This is a genomic window from Streptomyces tubercidicus (genome assembly GCF_027497495.1).
Classification (GTDB): domain Bacteria; phylum Actinomycetota; class Actinomycetes; order Streptomycetales; family Streptomycetaceae; genus Streptomyces; species Streptomyces tubercidicus.
In genome coordinates this window covers 5,260,500-5,278,231 of sequence record NZ_CP114205.1, presented here as the reverse complement: position 1 = coordinate 5,278,231, position 17,732 = coordinate 5,260,500, and the positions used below count along the sequence as shown (strand labels likewise).

Below are 17,732 nucleotides of genomic sequence, written 5' to 3'. Positions count from 1 at the left end.
CGCCGTGTCCCGAAGCGGTGCGGCGGCATCCCCTCGCGAAGGGATGCCCTCGGCAACTGAGGGCGCGGATTGGGCTGCGAGCACTCCTTGGCGGCCACACGCCGGTCGGAACGACGAACTCAGCCAACGGACCTGACCATCGCCGCCAGAACCGGTGAAGCAGCTGAAGGCTGACTCTGGCCGATGTCTTCGTATCCCCAGGACTCGTAGAGGCGGTGCACCTTTCCGTTTCCGGCGAGCGGGTTGACCATGAGCGTGACGTACGGCTCGTTGCGGTCGGCAAGGAGGGCGTCATGAATACGCCGGGCGATTCCGGTGCCGCGCCAGGGGATACGAACGCCGATTTCTTTGAGGGCTACGGCGTGCCGGTCGGTGTATTCAGCCGACGGAGGGGGCGTGACGCGTTTCCACCAACGGTCGTCGGAATCAATGGTGTTGGCGTATGCGTAGCCGATGGGCTGATCCTCCTCATAGGCGAGAATCGCCTCCCAGCCCGGCTCCTGAGAATGGCGGTCAAGCCGCTCAGCGAAGGCGCTGACCGCGTAGTTCGGAAGGTGCAAGAGGTCCGCGCGGACATCGGCGTACACAGCCAGGAGGTCTTGCCGGGCCGGTTCGATCGAGTGGAACGTGCGCAGCTCGACGGTGGGCGTCATACCGATTCCTTCCAGGTGGTGTGTGCGTACTGATTCCACATGTGAGTGGTAGGGCTGTTCGGCGCCAAGGTGTGAATCCTGGTGTGAAAGCAGCGGAGCATCCGGGCGACCCGTGGGTGATGTGCAGCAGCGTCGACGGGGACCGTCATGGCGGTCGCGACGGCAGGTCCCACATCTCCCTGGCCGAGTTGAGCGCACGCCAGGCGAGTCGTGGCGATGGCCTTCGACCGTTTCATGTGCGGCCGGAGAGCTGCCAAGCACCGGTGCGCGTGCGCTTCCGCCGTCTCATAGTCGCCGAGTGCGAGGTATCCCGTGAGCGCGAGGGAATCCAACTCCGCCTGGTCGTAGAACGAGGTCATCCACATAGGCCGGTCGGCGACCGGATCGGCGCGGTCCATCGCTTCCTGGGCCTGGGCGAAGCTACGTCGAGCGGCAGTGACGTTTCCGGCGACGCCGTGAATGGCGGCCTGTCTGGCAAGACCGAGGGATGCGAACAGCGGATCGCGGCGCGTGAGGGAAAGACTTCGGGCAACGTCATTCGCGGCCATTGCTTCAACCGGGCGGCCCATATGCCGATACAGCGTCCCGGCGTGCGACCAAATGCGGAATTTGATGGCCGGATCGGCTGCCAATTCGGCGAGTGCTTGCGCCTCCCGCATATGGACTACCGCGTCTTCGTAACGCCGCCCGTCGATTGAAGCCCACATCGCCGAGGACCGGAATGCCGCCGCGCATGCGTACACGTAGGCACGCACTCGCTGACTGGCACTCCCGGAATCCTGCAAGGCCAGGGCCTCGTCGGCGAGCGCTGCCGCTTTCTGCTCGATGCCCAGCCGACCACCGTGCCGGTGATCGCTAGCGACGATCTCAGCGAAGCGTTGTTGGAGTCGGACAACGTCGCTCGTGCCGACGCGGCGGCTGGAGCCGGAAGCAGGTGCGGCCGCGGCAGCGGCCAAGGCCGTCCCGGCGGTGAGGAAGCGGCGGCGTTCCACGGGGTCCTCCGGCGGTGGTGCGGGGGCGGACGACGGGGCACGGCCCCGCGGTACGAAGCCTAAGGCGGTCGCGGGCAGCCCGGTCACTTTCTCCAGGGCGACCCGGGTCGCCGATTTCGGCCACCGCACCCGTCCCGCTTTCCAGTCACGGACCGATGAGCCGTCCAGTCCTCCGACTCTTCCGGTGAGGTCACCGACTGCCGAATTCACCGCATCGGCCAGCGAATTGGAGCTGTAGCCGTGTTCCTTCATCCACGCTTCAAGCGTCGCATTCCGCGAAGTGGTCATGTACGGAAGGTAGCGCCGCGCTCACCGAGTCGTCAGCTAAAGGGGTAGCCAAATCGCCCTAGGGGCCGTGGAGAAGAGGTCACCTGATCTCCCTAATCGCCTTGCCCTGGCGCCGCGTTAGCTGGTCATGAGCCGACTGCGAAGCTCCGATTCCTGGGTGGCCGCAGCACGTACCCCTCGGGATTCCGGGACAACGCGGCGGCTCTGCGGGCCCTCGCACTCCGGTCGTGCACAGCCCGCCTCCGCAGCGAACTGGAGGACCATCAAGATGCCGACTGCCTCAACCACTCGCCATCCGCCCGCCGATGCCGCTCCGCGCTCCCGATTGGCGGGATGGGATGCAGTTCCCGCCCCGACGACATGGACGGTCCACGAGATCACGGGCCAGGCGTGCCCGTGCTGCCACAGCACCTACAGCCTGGCACGGGAGAAGGTCGCCGGTCCGGACGGCCGTCACACATGCCGCCCCTGCACCGTCCTGCTCGGCGTCTCCACGGAAGCGGAGGTCGCGCGGTGACTCAGAAGCTGCCGCAGGTCGGAGATGAGGTCGAGTACGCCCCCGGGCGGCTGGCTGTCGTCACGGACATCCGCAAGGGCGTGCCCTATCTGCGGAGGTGGGGGATCAGGGAATGGCCGGTGCAGGACCCGGCGGCCCTGACGGTGAAGCGGACTCGGGCCGAGCGGATCGCGGTGGACGACGACTTCCGGTGAGGCCAAAGGCCAGGCGCAGGGATCCACAGCAAGTCACACCACAACACAACATCATTTCCCATCGAGAGGAGCACAACATGAGCCCCACACAAACCCCGGAGCGGGTAGAACTGGGAAAGTTCTTTGAGGTCAGTGCCCGGCAATTCAAGGCGGGAGACATCGCTCCGGAGATGTTCTCTACGGCCATTGATGCCGAATGGCACCGGATGCTGGGCTCCGCCGAGTACGTCGATTTCAGCAGCCGGCACGCCGGGCAGGTCTTCGGACACGAAACCGACTACGGGACGGGAAAGATCTCCTGGATCCGCACGTACGAGGAAATGTTCGGCCGGCTGCCTGACATCTGGTTCACGGACGCAGACGGCGCGGTCGACCGACAGAGCGCGGACCGCTACCGGGAAACCGGCGAGGTGTGGGCCGAGTGGAGCTGCTCGCCCCTGCCGGGAGACCCCGAAAGCGCTCCGGAACAGCGGAGGGTCGCCACCCCGTGAACACCCCGGACATCGGCGGAGCGTCCCGGCCCAGCGCCGGGGCGCTCCGCCTTGTCGAGGGCCGGACCAGCGAGCCCCGGACGGTGGACATCAGCGACTATCTCCGTGCGGTGGCCGCCCACTGCCCCTTCCTCATGCCGTCGGTGGCACGGGGGCAGATGGGCTGGACGCTGTACGAGATCGCCACGGACGCCCAGGCCGACGACGTGGAGGCCGAAGTGTTCCACGCGGGAGTACAAGCCGCAGAGTGGATACGGCCGTTGACGACCCGGCCGCACGGCCCGCTCGTATGCGAGAACATCGTGCTGCTGGGAGGCGACACCACAGCTCATCGGGCGCTGTTGGCGTGGCCGCACTGGGTTCTGAAGCACCTCTACGGGCCGGTGGGTCTGATGTTCGGCAAGTTCTGGACGGACGAGGAGGGAACCGACCGACGGGGCCGTCGCATTCCGGCCCCGCCCTTCTCGTTCCTCGCCGCGCGCTGCGCCATCCCACCCGTCGACCCCCGGTTCCTTACCGATACCCCGGACCTTGCTCAGTCGCTGTCGACAGCTGTGGACGACGGACGCAATGTGTTTCAGGGTCTCCCCTACGAGTGGAAGGCAGTGAAGCAATGGGCGAGTTCCCTCCTTTCCCCGCAGCGGCCCGTGCCGCCGGTGAAGCGGTCTGCGGCGCCCCGATCGAGCTGACGGAGATCTCCTACCGGCGTGGCGCGGCAGTGTGGAAGGCCGCCGGTCCGGAAGGGGCAGTGGCGGTCAAGGTCGGCGACGACGAGGGTGCGGCCGTCACTCAGCGGGAGGCGGCGGTCCTCAAGGCGATCGGCTGGCCCGACTATCTGCTGGCCTCCGGTGAAGGCGAAGAGGCAGGCGCTGCGTGGCTCGTGACCCGATGGTTCACCGGGCCCTCCACCGGGCAGGTGTTCGCACCTGTGCGGCGTGACATGGACGGGAAAGCGGGCGCCCTCTCAGCCTCCGTGGACCTGTGCCGGGCCGTGGCAGACCTCCATGCCTCCGGCTGGATCCACTCCGACCTCCAGCCCGCCCATGGCATCCATACCGACCACGGCGTACGGCTGCTCGACCTTTCCTGGTCCTGGCGCCGCGGCCTGGAACCGACCAGCGATTTCCGCGGCGGCCTCACCCACCTGGTAGCGCCGGAGCTGGCCGCGGCCATCAACATCGGCATCCAGCCGGTCACCCCAAGTGCGGCCGCCGAGGTATACGCCCTGGCCGGAACCCTCTGGACCTGCATCACCGGTCGCTGGCCCCTGGATTACGCGGCGGCGGGGATCGACCCCGTCCAGCTCACCCCGGCCAATCTCCGCACCCACATCGCCGGCCGTCGCGTCCCTCTCGACACCGCGTCCCCCTGGCCGGCGTTCCAGGACATCCTCCGGCCGGTCCTCCTCGGCAGGACGGGTGACCGGCCGACGGCCGCCGAACTCGCCGAATCCCTGGCGAAGGTGGCCATGTGATCGAGCTACGGGAACTGACCATGGATGACGCCCCGGCACTGCAACGGATCTACAGCGGCGCGTCCTTGATGTACATCGAGCGCCAGGCGCTCGGCATCGACGAGGCCGTCGACCTGCTGACGACCACGCTTACCTGCGCCCGCGCCGTGCCACGTACCCGATGGGCGTTCGGCATCGCGGCCGGTGACGACCTGCTCGGCATGGTCCGGCTGCGATGCCGCACCGAGCGGCACGCCTCCCTCAGTTATCTGCTGCGCGAGGACTCATGGGGCCGCGGTTACGCCACTCAAGCCGTCGCCGACATACTGCGCCACGCCTTCACCACCACCCGGATTGCGAGCATCAGCGCTCGGCACCACCCCGACAACGCCGCCTCGGGCCGGGTCTTGCAGAAGAACGAATTCATCTACTGGGGCATCCACAACGGGTGGCCCCTGTACGGCATCCACAAGCCCGACGCCGCCCCGTGAACGGCCGGGAGATGGCCTCGCACCTCCCCGTACGCCCCATCACCCTGCCTACGCCCGCATCCCCCACCTACACCCTCGGCACCCGAATAACCCCCTCCTGAATCACCGAAACCGCCAACTGCCCCTCCGCCGTGAAGATCCGGCCCTTGCCCAGGCCGCGGCCGCCCTGGGCCGTGGGGGACTCCTGGTCGTACAGGAGCCATTCGTCGGCGTGCAGGGGGCGGTGGAACCACATGGCGTGGTCCAGGCTCGCGCCGACCACGTCGCCGACCGCCCAGCCGCCGCGGCCGTGGGCGAGGAGGATGGAGTCGAGGAGGGTCATGTCGGAGACGTAGGTGACCAGGCAGATGTCGAGCAGGGGGCGGGGGATCTCGCCGGTGTCGTCGAGTTTGCCCTGGGTGCGGAACCAGACCTGGGAGCGGGGCTCGCGGGGCTCGCCGACGGTGACGTAGGGCGGCTCGTCGACGTAGCGCAGGTCGATCGCGGCACGGGCCTCCAGCAGCCGCTCGGCGACGCCGGGGGCGAGGAACCGTTCGGCGTGCCGGGGCAGCATCTCGGCGGCGGTGGGCAGCTCCAGGGGGTCCGGGGCCGGTGGCATCGGCTCCTGGTGTTCCAGGCCCTCCTCGGCCTCCTGGAAGGAGGCGGAGAGGTGGAAGATCGGCTGGCCGTGCTGGACGGCGACGACCCGGCGGGTGGTGAAGGAGCGGCCGTCGCGGATGCGGTCGACGGTGTAGACGATGGGCGCGCCGGGGTCTCCGGGGCGCAGGAAGTACGCGTGCAGGGAGTGCGGAATGGGGCCTCCCCTGTTCGAGCGGAGCCGAGAACTTGGGGAACGGTCGGCGGGGACCGTGCGCCCGGCCGCGACCAGGGCCTGGGCGGCGACCTGGCCGCCGAAGACCCGGGGCACGACCGAGGCGCGGCTCTCGCCGCGGAAGATGTCCTGCTCGATCCGCTCCAGGGCGAGCAGATCGAGCAGGGAGCGCAGGGCGTCGTTCACGTGCGTGCGGCCCTTAGGGGCTAGAGGCCCATGGACTTGGCGATGATCATCTTCATGACCTCGCTGGTGCCGCCGTAGATGCGGTTGACGCGGTTGTCGGCGTACAGGCGGGCGATCGGGTACTCGTTCATGAAGCCGTAACCGCCGTGCAGCTGGAGGCACTTGTCGATCACGCGGTGCGCGACCTCGGTGCAGAACAGCTTGGCGGAGGCGGCCTCGGCCGGGCTCAGCTCACCGGCGTCCAGGGCCTCCAGCGCGCGGTCCGCGACGGCCTCGGCGGCGTCCACCTCGGCCTGGCAGGCGGCCAGTTCGAACTTGGTGTTCTGGAAGGCGGCGACGGGCTTGCCGAAGACCGTGCGCTCCTGCACGTACTCCTTGGCGAACCGGACGGCGGCCTTGGCCTGGGCGTACGCGCCGAAGGCGATGCCCCAGCGCTCGGAGGCGAGATTCAGGCCCAGGTAGCCGAAGCCCTTGTTCTCCTCGCCCAGCAGGTCCTCGACCGGGACCTTGACGTCGACGAAGGCCAGTTCGGCGGTGTCGGACGTCTTCAGGCCGAGCTTGTCCAGCTTGCGCCCGACGGAGTAGCCCTCGGCCTTGGTGTCCACGGCGAAGAGCGAGATGCCGAAGCGGCGGTCGTCCTCGCGGGGCGCGGCGGTGCGGGCGCAGACGATGACACGGTCGGCGTGCACACCGCCGGTGATGAAGGTCTTGGCGCCGTTGAGGACGTAGTGCGTGCCGTCGTCGGACAGCTTCGCGGTGGTCTTCATGCCGGCGAGGTCGGAGCCGGTGCCCGGCTCGGTCATCGCCAGCGCCCACATCTCCTCGCCGGTGACGAACTTCGGCAGGAAACGCTTCTTCTGCTCGTCGGTGGCGAGCATCTCGATGTACGGCAGACCGAGCAGGACGTGCACACCGGAGCCGCCGAAGGAGACGCCCGCGCGGGAGGTCTCCTCGTACATCACGGCCTCGAACTTGTGCGACTCGATACCGGCGCCGCCGAACTCCTCGGGGACCCGGATACCGAAGACGCCCAGCTCACCGAGCTTGTAGTAGAAGTCGCGCGGGGCCTGGCCGGCGGCGAGCCACTCGTCGTACACGGGCACGACCTCGGCCTCGATGAAGGCGCGTATGGTCGCGCGGAACGCCTCGTGATCCTCGTTGAACACCGTGCGGCGCATTGCTACGTCGCCTCCTTCAGGTCGCCGGCCCAAGCGCATGGCTAAGCGCTTGCTCAGCGAAAGCTACCGGCCAGTTACCCAAGCTGTCCAGAGGTCAACGAAAACCCGTGCGAGGCAGGGGGCCACTACGCGCCCGGCACCGCCGCCGCCATCGACTCCCCCGCCGACGGCTCCCCGGCCACCGCGCCGAAAGCGCCCAGCGCGAGGCGGTGCAGCAGTTCCGCCATTTCCGTACGGCCCGGGAGGGCGCCGGGGCGGCCCAGGTGAGGGGTGGAGTTGAGCAGGCCGAAGACGGCGTGCACCGCGGACCGGGCCTCGGCCTCCACACACACGGGATACGCCTCCCGGACGACCTCCACCCACAGCTCCACATACTGCCGCTGGAGCTGGCGGACCCGCTTGCGGTCGGCCTCCCGCAGCCGGTCCAGCTCCCGGTCGTGCAGGGTGATCAGCGGCCGGTCGTCCAGCGCGAAGTCGATATGCCCGTCGATCAGCGCGTCCAGCACCGCCTCGGGGCTCCCGCCGCCCTCCGTGACCCGCATCCGGCCGCCCGCGAGCAGCCGCTCGCTGATCCCGACGAGCAGCTCGGCGAGCATCGCGTCCTTGCCGGCGAAGTGCCGGTAGAGCCCCGGGCCGGAGATGCCCACGGCCGCCCCTATCTCGTCCACACCGACGCCGTGGAAGCCGCGCTCCGCGAAGAGCCGGGCGGCCTCCTTGAGGATCTGCTCGCGGCGGCTGGTCGGGGCGGAGGACTGCGCATTACTCATGCCGTCGATTGTAGACAGTCGGGTTAGTGCTCGTTAACCTGAAGGCAGATGTTGTTAACGCCCATTAACCCGGATGGCCCGGCAGCCGCGGACCGCGGCGGCGGGACAGCAGACCGAGCAAGGGAGCTCGTACTGATGGAGCAGGCACCGGTGCTGGGGAGTGATGGGGGTCCCCCCGCGCGAGCGCAGTCGAGCGTGGGGGACGATCCGGCGTCCGACTCCTGGCGGGCCAATGAGGCCGCGCACCGCGAGCTGGCCGCCGAGCTGCGCGAGAAGCTCGCCGCGGCCCGGCTGGGCGGCGGCGAGAAGGCCAGGGCGCGGCACACCGCCCGCGGCAAACTGCTGCCCCGGGACCGGGTGGACGCCCTGCTGGACCCCGGCTCGCCGTTCCTGGAGGTGGCGCCGCTGGCCGCGGACGGGATGTACGGCGGGGCCGCACCGGCCGCCGGGGTGATCGCCGGGATCGGCCGGGTCTCCGGCCGCGAGACGGTGATCGTCGCCAATGACGCCACGGTCAAGGGCGGCACGTACTACCCGATGACGGTCAAGAAGCATCTGCGGGCGCAGGAGATCGCCCTGGAGAACCGTCTCCCCTGTCTTTACCTCGTGGACTCCGGCGGCGCCTTCCTGCCGATGCAGGACGAGGTCTTTCCCGACCGGGAGCACTTCGGGCGGATCTTCTACAACCAGGCGCGGATGTCGGGTGCGGGGATTCCGCAGATCGCCGCGGTCCTCGGCTCCTGCACGGCGGGCGGCGCGTACGTCCCGGCCATGAGCGACGAGGCCGTGATCGTCCGCAACCAGGGCACGATCTTCCTGGGCGGGCCGCCGCTGGTGAAGGCCGCCACAGGTGAGGTGGTCACGGCCGAGGAGCTGGGCGGCGGCGAGGTGCATGCGAAGACCTCCGGGGTCACCGACCATCTCGCCGAGGACGACGCCCATGCGCTGCGTCTGGTGCGCACCATCGTCGGCACCCTCGGCGAGCGCGAGCCGCTCCCGTGGACCGTACGGACCGTCGAGGAACCCAAGGTGGACCCGGCCGGGCTGTACGGGGCGGTGCCCGCGGACTCGCGTACGCCCTACGACGTCCGCGAGGTGATCGCCCGGCTGGTGGACGGCTCGCGCTTCGCCGAGTTCAAGGCGGAGTACGGCACGACGCTGGTCACCGGCTTCGCCCACCTCCACGGCCACCCGGTCGGCATCGTCGCCAACAACGGCATCCTGTTCTCCGAATCCGCCCAGAAGGGCGCCCACTTCATCGAGCTGTGCGACCAGCGCGGTATCCCGCTGCTGTTCCTGCAGAACATCTCCGGCTTCATGGTGGGGCGTTCGTACGAGGCCGGCGGGATCGCCAAGCACGGCGCGAAGATGGTGACGGCGGTGGCCTGCACCCGCGTGCCCAAGCTGACGGTCGTCATCGGCGGCTCCTACGGGGCGGGCAACTACTCCATGTGCGGGCGGGCCTATTCGCCGCGCTTCCTGTGGATGTGGCCGAACGCCAAGATCTCCGTGATGGGCGGCGAACAGGCCGCGTCCGTCCTGGCGACCGTCAAGCGCGACCAGTTGGAGGCGCATGGCGAGGAGTGGAGCGCCGAGGAGGAGGCCGCCTTCAAGGCGCCGGTCCGCGAGCAGTACGAGACCCAGGGCAACGCCTACTACGCGACCGCGCGGCTGTGGGACGACGGGGTGATCGACCCGCTGGAGACCCGGCAGGTGCTGGGGCTGGCGCTGACGGCCTGTGCCAACGCACCGCTTCCCCAGAAGGACAGCACCGCGCCCGGCTACGGCGTCTTCCGGATGTGAGAGGGATGTCCCCAGCAATGGCCACCAATTTCGACACCGTGCTCATCGCCAACCGCGGCGAGATCGCGGTCCGTGTCATCCGTACGCTGCGCGCCCTCGGCATCCGCTCGGCCGCCGTGTACAGCGATGCGGACGCCGACGCCCGCCATGTCCGCGAGGCCGACACGGCCGTACGGATCGGTCCGGCAGCGGCCGCCGAGAGCTATCTGTCCGTGGAGCGGCTGCTGGAGGCGGCGGTCCGGACCGGCGCCCAGGCGGTCCACCCGGGCTACGGCTTCCTCGCCGAGAACGCCGCCTTCGCCCGTGCCTGCGCGGACGCCGGGCTGGTCTTCATCGGCCCGTCCGCCGACGCCATCGAGCTGATGGGCGACAAGATCCGGGCCAAGGAGACGGTCCGGGAGGCCGGCGTCCCGGTCGTCCCCGGCTCCTCGGGCAGCGGGCTGGACGACGGTCAACTGGCCGCCGCGGCCCGGGAGATCGGCATGCCGGTGCTGCTCAAGCCGTCCGCGGGCGGCGGCGGCAAGGGCATGCGGCTGGTGCGCGAGGAGGCGCTGCTGGCCGACGAGATCGCCTCCGCGCGCCGCGAGGCCCGCTCCTCCTTCGGCGATGACACGCTGCTCGTCGAGCGCTGGATCGACCGGCCCCGGCACATCGAGATCCAGGTGCTGGCGGACGGCCACGGCAACGTCATCCACCTCGGCGAGCGCGAGTGCTCCCTCCAGCGCCGCCACCAGAAGGTCATCGAGGAGGCCCCCTCGGTCCTGCTGGACGAGGCCACCCGCGCCGCGATGGGCGAGGCTGCGGCGTCGGCGGCCCGCTCCTGCGGCTACCGCGGCGCCGGCACCGTCGAGTTCATCGTCCCGGGCAAGGACCCGGCCTCCTACTACTTCATGGAGATGAACACCCGCCTCCAGGTGGAACACCCGGTCACCGAGCTGGTCACCGGTCTCGACCTGGTGGAGTGGCAGCTGCGGGTCGCGGCCGGTGAGCGGCTCCCGTACGCCCAGGAGGACATCACCCTCACCGGACACGCCATCGAGGCGCGGATCTGCGCCGAGGACCCGGCCCGCGACTTCCTGCCGACCGGCGGCACGGTGCTCACGCTCCATGAGCCGGAGGGCGGCGGGGTGCGCACCGACTCCGGGCTCTCCGAGGGCGGCGAGGTCGGCAGCCGCTACGACCCGATGCTGTCCAAGGTGATCGCCCACGGCCCGGACCGGGCGAGCGCGCTGCGCCGGCTGCGGGCCGCGCTGGCCGGGACGGTCACCCTCGGCGTCACCACCAACGCCGGTTTCCTGCGGCGGCTGCTGGCCCACCCGGACGTGGTCTCCGGCGAGCTGGACACCGGTCTGGTGGAGCGGGAGGCGGCCGGTCTGGTCGACGGCACCGTGCCGGACGAGGTGTACGCGGCGGCCGCGGCGGTGCGGCAGGCCGCCCTGGAACCGGCGGTGGCCGACGGCGGCTGGCGCGACCCGTTCGCCGCGCCGAACGGCTTCCGGCTCGGCGGCGAGCCCGCGCCCGTACGCCACTGGCTGCGGGTGCCGGGACACGACCCGGTGGCCCACGACGTCCGCCCGGACGCGGCCGCCGCCCAGGTCACACCGGACCGCGTACGGGTCACCGTCGACGGCGTGCTGCACACCTTCCACCACAGCGGCGACTGGCTCGGCCGGGACGGCGACTCCTGGCAGGTCACCACCCACGACCCGGTGGCCGCGGCGCTGCGCGGGGCCGCCGGGGCGCACGGCGCGGACACCCTGGCCGCCCCGATGCCCGGCACCGTCACCGTCGTCAAGGTCGCCGTCGGCGACGAAGTGGCCGCCGGTCAGGGCCTGTTGGTGGTGGAGGCGATGAAGATGGAGCACGTCATCTCCGCACCGCACGCCGGGACCGTCGCCGAACTCGACGTCACCGCGGGCTCGACCGTCGCCATGGACCAGATCCTGGCCGTGGTCGCCCCGCACGAGAGCCCCGAGGAGCCCGCCGCGTCCGCGGGCGCCCCCGAGGGCGGGCAGGAGAGCGCCTGATGACCGCGGCCGGACTGCCGATGGAGATCCGCGCGGAGGGCCTGCCCACCCGGGTACGGATCCATGAGGTCGGCGCGCGCGACGGCCTGCAGAACGAGCGGACCGTGGTGCCCACGGAGATCAAGGCGGAGTTCATCCACCGGCTCGCCGCCGCGGGCCTGCCGACGGTGGAGGCCACCAGCTTCGTCCACCCCAAGTGGGTGCCCCAACTCGCCGACGCCGAGCAGCTGTTCCCGCTGCTGGCCGATCTGGATCCGCACCGGCTCCCGGTGCTGGTCCCCAACGAGCGCGGGCTGGACCGGGCGCTCGCCCTGGGCGCCCGCCGGATCGCGGTGTTCGGCAGCGCCACCGAGTCGTTCGCCAAGGCCAACCTCAACCGCACGGTCGACGAGGCGCTGGCGATGTTCGCCCCGGTGATCGCGCGGGCCAAGGACGCCGAGGTGCACGTCCGCGGCTATCTCTCGATGTGCTTCGGCGACCCCTGGGAGGGCCCGGTGCCCGTCGCGCAGACCGTCCGGGTCTGCCGGGAGCTGCTCGATCTGGGCTGCGACGAACTGAGCCTGGGCGACACCATCGGGGTGGCCACCCCCGGTCATGTGCAGACCCTGCTGGCCGCCCTCAATGAGGCCGGGGTGCCCACCTCCCGTATCGGGGTGCACTTCCACGACACCTACGGGCAGGCCCTCGCCAACACCTTCGCCGCGCTCCAGCACGGCGTCACCACCGTCGACGCCTCGGCGGGCGGCCTCGGCGGCTGCCCGTATGCCAAGAGCGCCACCGGAAACCTCGCCACCGAAGACCTCGTGTGGATGCTGCACGGCCTCGGCATCGAGACCGGGGTCGACCTGGACCGCCTGACCGCCACCAGTGTGTGGATGGCCGAGGCCCTGGGCCGGCCGAGCCCCTCCCGAACCCTCCGTGCCCTCTCCCACAAGGAGTGACCCCCATGTCCCTGGACCACCGTCTTTCCGCCGAGCTGGAAGAACTCCGGCGCACAGTCGAGGCGTTCGCGCACGACGTCGTCGCCCCGAAGATCGGCGAGTACTACGAGCAGCATGCGTTCCCGTACGAGATCGTGCAGGAAATGGGCCGGATGGGCCTGTTCGGGCTGCCCTTCCCCGAGGAGTACGGCGGGATGGGCGGCGACTACCTCGCCCTCGGTATCGCCCTGGAGGAGCTGGCCCGGGTCGACTCCTCGGTGGCCATCACCCTGGAGGCGGGCGTCTCCCTGGGCGCCATGCCCGTCTACCACTTCGGCACGGAGGAGCAGAAGCGCGCCTGGCTGCCCAAGCTGTGCAGCGGGGAGATGCTCGGCGCCTTCGGCCTCACCGAACCGGACGGCGGCTCGGACGCGGGCGCGACCCGGACGACCGCCGTACGGGACGGCGGGGACTGGGTGATCAATGGCAGCAAGTGCTTCATCACCAACTCCGGTACGGACATCACCGGGCTGGTCACGGTCACCGCCGTCACCGGCCGCAAAGACGACGGCTCCCCGCTGATCTCCTCGATCATCGTGCCCTCCGGCACCCCGGGCTTCACGGTCGGCGCCCCGTACTCCAAGGTCGGCTGGAGCGCCTCGGACACCCGCGAGCTGTCGTTCGCAGGCGTCCGGGTCCCGGCCGCCAACCTGCTGGGCGAGGAGGGCCGCGGCTACGCCCAGTTCCTGCGCATCCTCGACGAGGGCCGGATCGCCATCGCGGCGCTGGCCACCGGCCTGGCGCAGGGCTGTGTGGACGAGTCCGTGCGCTACGCCAAGGAGCGGCGGGCCTTCGGCCGCGCGATCGGCAGCAACCAGGCGATCCAGTTCAAGCTCGCCGACATGGAGATGCGCGCCCACACCTCCCGGCTGGCCTGGCGCGATGCCGCCTCCCGGCTGGTGCACGGCGAACCGTTCAAGAAGGAGGCCGCGCTGGCCAAGCTCTACTCGTCCGAGATCGCGGTGGACAACGCCCGTGAGGCCACCCAGATCCACGGCGGCTACGGCTTCATGAACGAGTACCCGGTCGCCCGGATGTGGCGGGACGCCAAGATCCTGGAGATCGGCGAGGGCACCAGCGAGGTCCAGCGGATGCTGATCGCCCGGGAGTTGGGCGTCGGGTAGGCGCTGCGCGGAGAAGTGGATGTGGCGGTCCGGTCGCTTCGGTGACCGGGCCGCCACTGTGGTGTACGGGGTGACAGCGGGCTCCCCTGGAGCGCCCGTGCGCGGCCGCGCCCATACCCCCGTGCGTACGGAGCATGCCCTGGCCCAAGGGCGCGCGGGCGCACAACCATGATCCGTATGCATCGCTCCGGGGTTTATGACGTCCGGCTGCGAAGCCGCCCCCTTTCACGCCGTACCGGCGCGCGCTCCCTCCTGTTTGGCTTGCTCCTGCACACGGCCACTTTGATCATCAGCGGCCGTTCTGCTCACGTCTGTTCATGTCCCGGGAGGGAAAGTGTCCGTACCGGACAGCGTCACCGGTTCCACCTCCGACGAGCCCGCGCTCGCAGCACCCGCCGACAGCGCGCTCACCAGCCTCAGCACCCAGGCCGCGCGCCAGCTGGCGACCACCACCAAGTCCGAGCCCCAGATGCAGGCCATCACCTCCCGATGGCTGCTGAAGACGCTGCCCTGGGTGGACGTCAAGGGCGGCGCCTACCGGGTCAACCGGCGGCTGCAGCTCCGTGTCGGCCGGGGTCGGGTCCAGTTCGAGCAGAACGGCGCGGACGACATCCGGGTGATCCCGCAGACGCTCACCGAACTCCCGGCCCTGCGCGGCTACTCCGACACCGAGGTCCTCAAGGAACTCGCCGGCCGCTTCCGGGTGCGGGAGGTCCGGGCCGGCCAGGTCCTGTTCGAGGCCGGGCAGCCCACCACCGAGGCGTACCTCGTCGTACACGGCCGTTTCGCCCGCTACACGGTCGGCAAGTACGGCGAGGAGGAGGTCATCGGCGTCGTCACGGACGGCGACCAGATGGGGGACGAGGCGATCGGCCGGCCCGACCCCCGGTGGCTGAGCTCGGTCCGGGCCGAAACGGCCGGCGTCGTGATGGCGCTGCCCTGGGACGTGGTCCGGGAGTTCACCGACCGGGCGCCGTCCCTGGCCGCCCATCTGTCGGCGTACGCGGAGCGGCAGCAGCGCCCGATGAACCGCAAGGGCGAGGCGGAGGTGCCGGTGCGGGCGGGGCACGTCGGCGAGCCGACGCTGTCGAGCGGCTTCGTCGACTACGACCTCGCCCCGCGCGAGTACGAGCTCTCGCTGACCCAGACCGTGCTGCGGGTCCACAGCCGGGTCGCCGACCTCTACAACGACCCGATGGACCAGACCCAGCAGCAACTCCGGCTCACCGTCGAGGAGATCCGCGAGCGCCAGGAGTGGGAGCTGGTCAACAACCGGGAGTTCGGCCTGCTGCACAACGCCGACTACGGCCATCGCATCAGCACCTACACCGGCCCGCCCACCCCCGACGACATGGACGAGCTGCTGTCCATGCGCCGCAAGACCCGGCTGTTCCTGGCCCACCCGAAGGCGATCGCCGCCTTCTTCCGGCAGTGCAACAAGCGCGGTCTGGTGCCGGGCACGGCGACCGTCGACGGGCACGAGGTGCCCGCCTGGCGCGGCGTCCCGATCTACCCCTGCGGCAAGATCCCGATCAGCGACACACAGACCAGCAGCATCCTCGCGCTGCGTACCGGCGAGGCGGACCAGGGAGTGGTCGGTCTGCACCAGACCGGCATCCCCGAGGAGTACCAACCCGGCCTGAACGTCCGGTTCATGGGCATCGACCCGGCCGCCGTCATCAGCTACCTCGTCACCGCCTACTACTCACTGGCCATCCTCGTGCCCGACGCCGTCGGAGTCCTGGAGAACGTCCAGACCGGCCGGAGCGCCGACTGACCAGGTGGAGTCCCGAACCATGAGCACGCCCCCGAACCCCGCCGCCGCGTATGCGCTGCCCGGCCCGCCGAACCTCGCCCGGACCCTGCGCACCCGGCGCCCCGGCGGAGCCGTCCCCGGGCTGAGATACCGGCCCGCCGCCCCCGCCGACCCCGAAACGGCCGCGGAGGTCGACCGCAGGCTGGAGACCTGGGCCCGTCAGCTGGATCTGTTCCCCGCGCAGTGGAGCGGGGACTTCACCCAGTTCCAGTTCGGGCGGGCGGTCGCACTGCAGCATCCCGGGGCGGCCGACCTCGACCGCCTCACCGTCGCGGGCAAGCTGCTGCTGGCCGAGAACATCGTCGACACCTGCTACTGCGAGGAGGACGAGGGCAAGGGCGGCGCGCACCGTGGCCTGGGCGGCCGGCTGATCATGGCCCAGTCGGCCCTCGACCCGTTCCACGGCACCCCCGAACTGGAGGCGGAGTGGCGCCAGGGCGTGCAGGCCGACGGCCCGCTGCGTTCCTACCACTGGGCCCTGAAGGACTACGCGGCGCTCGCCACCCCCAGCCAGGCAGACCGCTTCGTCCAGGACATCGCCCGGCTGCACCTCGGCTATCTCGCCGAGGCCGCCTGGGCGGAGACCCGGCATGCGCCGCGGGTCTGGGAGTACCTGGTCATGCGGCAGTTCAACAACTTCCGTCCGTGTCTGTCGATCGTCGACGCCGTGGACGGCTACGAACTGCCCGAGGCGCTCTACGCCCGCCCCGAGGTCCAGCGGGTCACCGCGCTGGCCTGCAACGCCACCACCATCGTCAACGACCTGTACTCCTTCACCAAGGAGCTGGCGAGTGACCCGGACCATCTGAACCTGCCCCAGGTGGTGGCCGCCAACGACAAGCGCGGTCTGAAGGCCGCCTACCTGAAGAGCGTCGAGATCCACAACCGGGTCATGGAGGCGTTCGAGACGGAGTCGGCCCCGCTGGCCGCCCTCTCCCCCCTCCTCGAACGGTATGTCCGGGGCCTCGCCGACTGGGTGTCCGGCAACCACGAGTGGCACGCCACCAACACCGACCGCTACCACCTGCCCCATTACTGGTAGACCGATCCGCGCAGCACAGCAAGGAGCCACCGTTGTCCATCGCTCACGCCGACACCGCCCGCACACCGGTGCCGACCCAGTCCACGTACCAGTCCCGGGTCGCGGACTACTGGAACGCCGAGGAAAACCCGGTCAACCTCGAACTCGGCAAGATCGACGACCTGTACCACCACCACTACGGCATCGGGGAGGCCGACCGGTCGGTGCTGAACGAGCCGGACCCCGTCCGGCGCCGGGAGCGGATCACCGGCGAACTGCACCGGCTGGAACACGCCCAGGCCGAGCTGCTCGCCTCCCGCCTCGGCGACCTCTCCCCCACCGACCGGGTCTTCGACGCCGGGTGCGGCCGCGGCGGCGGCAGCGTGGTCGCGCATCTGCGGCACGGCTGTCACACCGACGGGGCCACGATCTCCGCCAAGCAGGCCGACTTCGCCAACGCGCAGGCCCGTAAGCGCGGTATCGACGACAAGGTGCGCTACCACCACCGCAATATGCTCGACACCGGCTTCACCTCGGGGGCGTACGCGGCGTCCTGGAACAACGAGTCCAGCATGTATGTCGAGCTGGACCTGCTGTTCGCCGAGCACGCGCGGCTGCTGCGGCGCGGTGGACGGTATGTCACGATCACCGGCTGCTACAACGACACCTACGGGCGGGCCTCCCGCGAGGTGTCGCTGATCAACGCCCACTACATCTGCGATATCCACCCGCGATCGGAGTACTTCCGCGCGATGGCCCGCAACCGGCTGGTCCCCGTGCACGTCGAGGATCTCACCGAAGCCGCGCTCCCGTACTGGGAGTTGCGCCGGGAGGCCGACCACCTGGTCACGGGGATCGAGGACACCTTCCTGACCGCGTACCGCAACGGCAGCTTCCAGTATCTGCTGATCGCCGCCGACCGGGTCTGAGGACCGGGAGA

The 17,732-nt window shown here is 70.2% G+C and carries 17 protein-coding genes; 12 read left to right on the top strand and 5 right to left on the bottom strand.

What is annotated here, in order from left to right:
• Positions 1-119: 119 nt before the first annotated feature.
• On the bottom strand, positions 120-653 hold the full coding sequence (locus STRTU_RS23010; RefSeq protein ID WP_371873648.1) for a GNAT family N-acetyltransferase: 534 nt from the start codon (positions 651-653) through the stop codon (positions 120-122).
• The gene (locus STRTU_RS23005; protein ID WP_159745736.1) at positions 650-1,933 is read right to left on the bottom strand and encodes an NsdA family TPR-like regulatory protein; all 1,284 of its coding nucleotides are present in this window, start codon (positions 1,931-1,933) and stop codon (positions 650-652) included. Before STRTU_RS23005 ends, STRTU_RS23010 begins: the two co-directional genes overlap by 4 nt.
• A gap of 513 nt (positions 1,934-2,446) precedes the next feature.
• Between STRTU_RS23005 and STRTU_RS23000 the strand changes: the two genes are divergently transcribed.
• The 5 genes from STRTU_RS23000 (at position 2,447) to STRTU_RS22980 (ending at position 5,079) form a co-directional block, all read left to right on the top strand.
• Entirely contained in the window at positions 2,447-2,644 is a 198-nt protein-coding gene (locus STRTU_RS23000; RefSeq protein ID WP_246241076.1) for a hypothetical protein, read from the top strand.
• A 77-nt stretch (positions 2,645-2,721) separates the two neighbouring features.
• Positions 2,722-3,135: a hypothetical protein gene (locus STRTU_RS22995; RefSeq protein ID WP_159745732.1), complete on the top strand. Its 414-nt coding sequence runs from the start codon at positions 2,722-2,724 to the stop codon at positions 3,133-3,135.
• Positions 3,132-3,824, top strand: a complete 693-nt coding sequence (locus tag STRTU_RS22990) for a hypothetical protein (protein WP_246241069.1) — start codon at positions 3,132-3,134, stop codon at positions 3,822-3,824. Before STRTU_RS22995 ends, STRTU_RS22990 begins: the two co-directional genes overlap by 4 nt.
• Entirely contained in the window at positions 3,749-4,609 is an 861-nt protein-coding gene (locus STRTU_RS22985) for a serine/threonine-protein kinase (protein WP_159745730.1), read from the top strand. Before STRTU_RS22990 ends, STRTU_RS22985 begins: the two co-directional genes overlap by 76 nt.
• A complete protein-coding gene (locus STRTU_RS22980; RefSeq protein ID WP_159745728.1) occupies positions 4,606-5,079 on the top strand; it encodes a GNAT family N-acetyltransferase in 474 nt (157 codons plus the stop codon). The genes STRTU_RS22985 and STRTU_RS22980 overlap by 4 nt, the downstream gene beginning before the upstream one ends.
• 67 nt (positions 5,080-5,146) lie before the next feature.
• Here STRTU_RS22980 and STRTU_RS22975 read toward each other — a convergent pair whose 3' ends face one another.
• The 3 genes from STRTU_RS22975 to STRTU_RS22965 all read right to left on the bottom strand — a co-directional run bounded on the left by STRTU_RS22975 (position 5,147) and on the right by STRTU_RS22965 (position 8,021).
• Positions 5,147-6,076 (bottom strand): acyl-CoA thioesterase, encoded by a 930-nt coding sequence (locus STRTU_RS22975; RefSeq protein WP_159745726.1) that lies wholly within the window; start codon positions 6,074-6,076, stop codon positions 5,147-5,149.
• A 20-nt stretch (positions 6,077-6,096) separates the two neighbouring features.
• On the bottom strand, positions 6,097-7,254 hold the full coding sequence (locus STRTU_RS22970; RefSeq protein WP_159745725.1) for an acyl-CoA dehydrogenase family protein: 1,158 nt from the start codon (positions 7,252-7,254) through the stop codon (positions 6,097-6,099).
• 125 nt (positions 7,255-7,379) lie between these two features.
• The gene (locus STRTU_RS22965; RefSeq protein WP_159745723.1) at positions 7,380-8,021 is read right to left on the bottom strand and encodes an SACE_7040 family transcriptional regulator; all 642 of its coding nucleotides are present in this window, start codon (positions 8,019-8,021) and stop codon (positions 7,380-7,382) included.
• A 135-nt stretch (positions 8,022-8,156) separates the two neighbouring features.
• On the opposite strand from STRTU_RS22965, the gene STRTU_RS22960 reads away from it, so the two are divergent.
• From STRTU_RS22960 to STRTU_RS22930, 7 genes are all read left to right on the top strand, one after another.
• Positions 8,157-9,824 carry a carboxyl transferase domain-containing protein gene (locus STRTU_RS22960; RefSeq protein WP_246241064.1) on the top strand — a complete coding sequence of 556 codons (1,668 nt, stop codon included), beginning with the start codon at positions 8,157-8,159 and terminating at the stop codon, positions 9,822-9,824.
• 17 nt (positions 9,825-9,841) lie between these two features.
• Positions 9,842-11,851: an acetyl-CoA carboxylase biotin carboxylase subunit gene (locus tag STRTU_RS22955; RefSeq protein WP_159745720.1), complete on the top strand. Its 2,010-nt coding sequence runs from the start codon at positions 9,842-9,844 to the stop codon at positions 11,849-11,851.
• Positions 11,851-12,792: a hydroxymethylglutaryl-CoA lyase gene (locus STRTU_RS22950; RefSeq protein ID WP_159745718.1), complete on the top strand. Its 942-nt coding sequence runs from the start codon at positions 11,851-11,853 to the stop codon at positions 12,790-12,792. Before STRTU_RS22955 ends, STRTU_RS22950 begins: the two co-directional genes overlap by 1 nt.
• Before the next feature lie 11 nt (positions 12,793-12,803).
• The gene (locus tag STRTU_RS22945) at positions 12,804-13,955 is read left to right on the top strand and encodes an acyl-CoA dehydrogenase family protein (protein WP_159747161.1); all 1,152 of its coding nucleotides are present in this window, start codon (positions 12,804-12,806) and stop codon (positions 13,953-13,955) included.
• Between the two features lie 334 nt (positions 13,956-14,289).
• Positions 14,290-15,732 (top strand): family 2B encapsulin nanocompartment shell protein, encoded by a 1,443-nt coding sequence (locus STRTU_RS22940; protein ID WP_159745716.1) that lies wholly within the window; start codon positions 14,290-14,292, stop codon positions 15,730-15,732.
• Between the two features lie 19 nt (positions 15,733-15,751).
• The gene (locus tag STRTU_RS22935) at positions 15,752-16,813 is read left to right on the top strand and encodes a family 2 encapsulin nanocompartment cargo protein terpene cyclase (protein WP_159745714.1); all 1,062 of its coding nucleotides are present in this window, start codon (positions 15,752-15,754) and stop codon (positions 16,811-16,813) included.
• Positions 16,814-16,845: 32 nt separating this feature from the next.
• On the top strand, positions 16,846-17,721 hold the full coding sequence (locus STRTU_RS22930; RefSeq protein ID WP_159745712.1) for a geranyl diphosphate 2-C-methyltransferase: 876 nt from the start codon (positions 16,846-16,848) through the stop codon (positions 17,719-17,721).
• The last annotated feature ends 11 nt before the right edge of the window (positions 17,722-17,732 follow it).

Coding starts and splice junctions, on each gene's coding strand:
- STRTU_RS22955 (WP_159745720.1), top strand. CDS start 9,842: ATGGCCACCAATTTCGACACCGTGCTCATCGCCAACCGCGGCGAGATC.
- STRTU_RS22995 (WP_159745732.1), top strand. CDS start 2,722: ATGAGCCCCACACAAACCCCGGAGCGGGTAGAACTGGGAAAGTTCTTT.
- STRTU_RS22970 (WP_159745725.1), bottom strand. CDS start 7,254: ATGCGCCGCACGGTGTTCAACGAGGATCACGAGGCGTTCCGCGCGACC.
- STRTU_RS23010 (WP_371873648.1), bottom strand. CDS start 653: ATGACGCCCACCGTCGAGCTGCGCACGTTCCACTCGATCGAACCGGCC.
- STRTU_RS22950 (WP_159745718.1), top strand. CDS start 11,851: ATGACCGCGGCCGGACTGCCGATGGAGATCCGCGCGGAGGGCCTGCCC.
- STRTU_RS22965 (WP_159745723.1), bottom strand. CDS start 8,021: ATGAGTAATGCGCAGTCCTCCGCCCCGACCAGCCGCCGCGAGCAGATC.
- STRTU_RS22985 (WP_159745730.1), top strand. CDS start 3,749: ATGGGCGAGTTCCCTCCTTTCCCCGCAGCGGCCCGTGCCGCCGGTGAA.
- STRTU_RS22935 (WP_159745714.1), top strand. CDS start 15,752: ATGAGCACGCCCCCGAACCCCGCCGCCGCGTATGCGCTGCCCGGCCCG.
- STRTU_RS23005 (WP_159745736.1), bottom strand. CDS start 1,933: ATGACCACTTCGCGGAATGCGACGCTTGAAGCGTGGATGAAGGAACAC.
- STRTU_RS22960 (WP_246241064.1), top strand. CDS start 8,157: ATGGAGCAGGCACCGGTGCTGGGGAGTGATGGGGGTCCCCCCGCGCGA.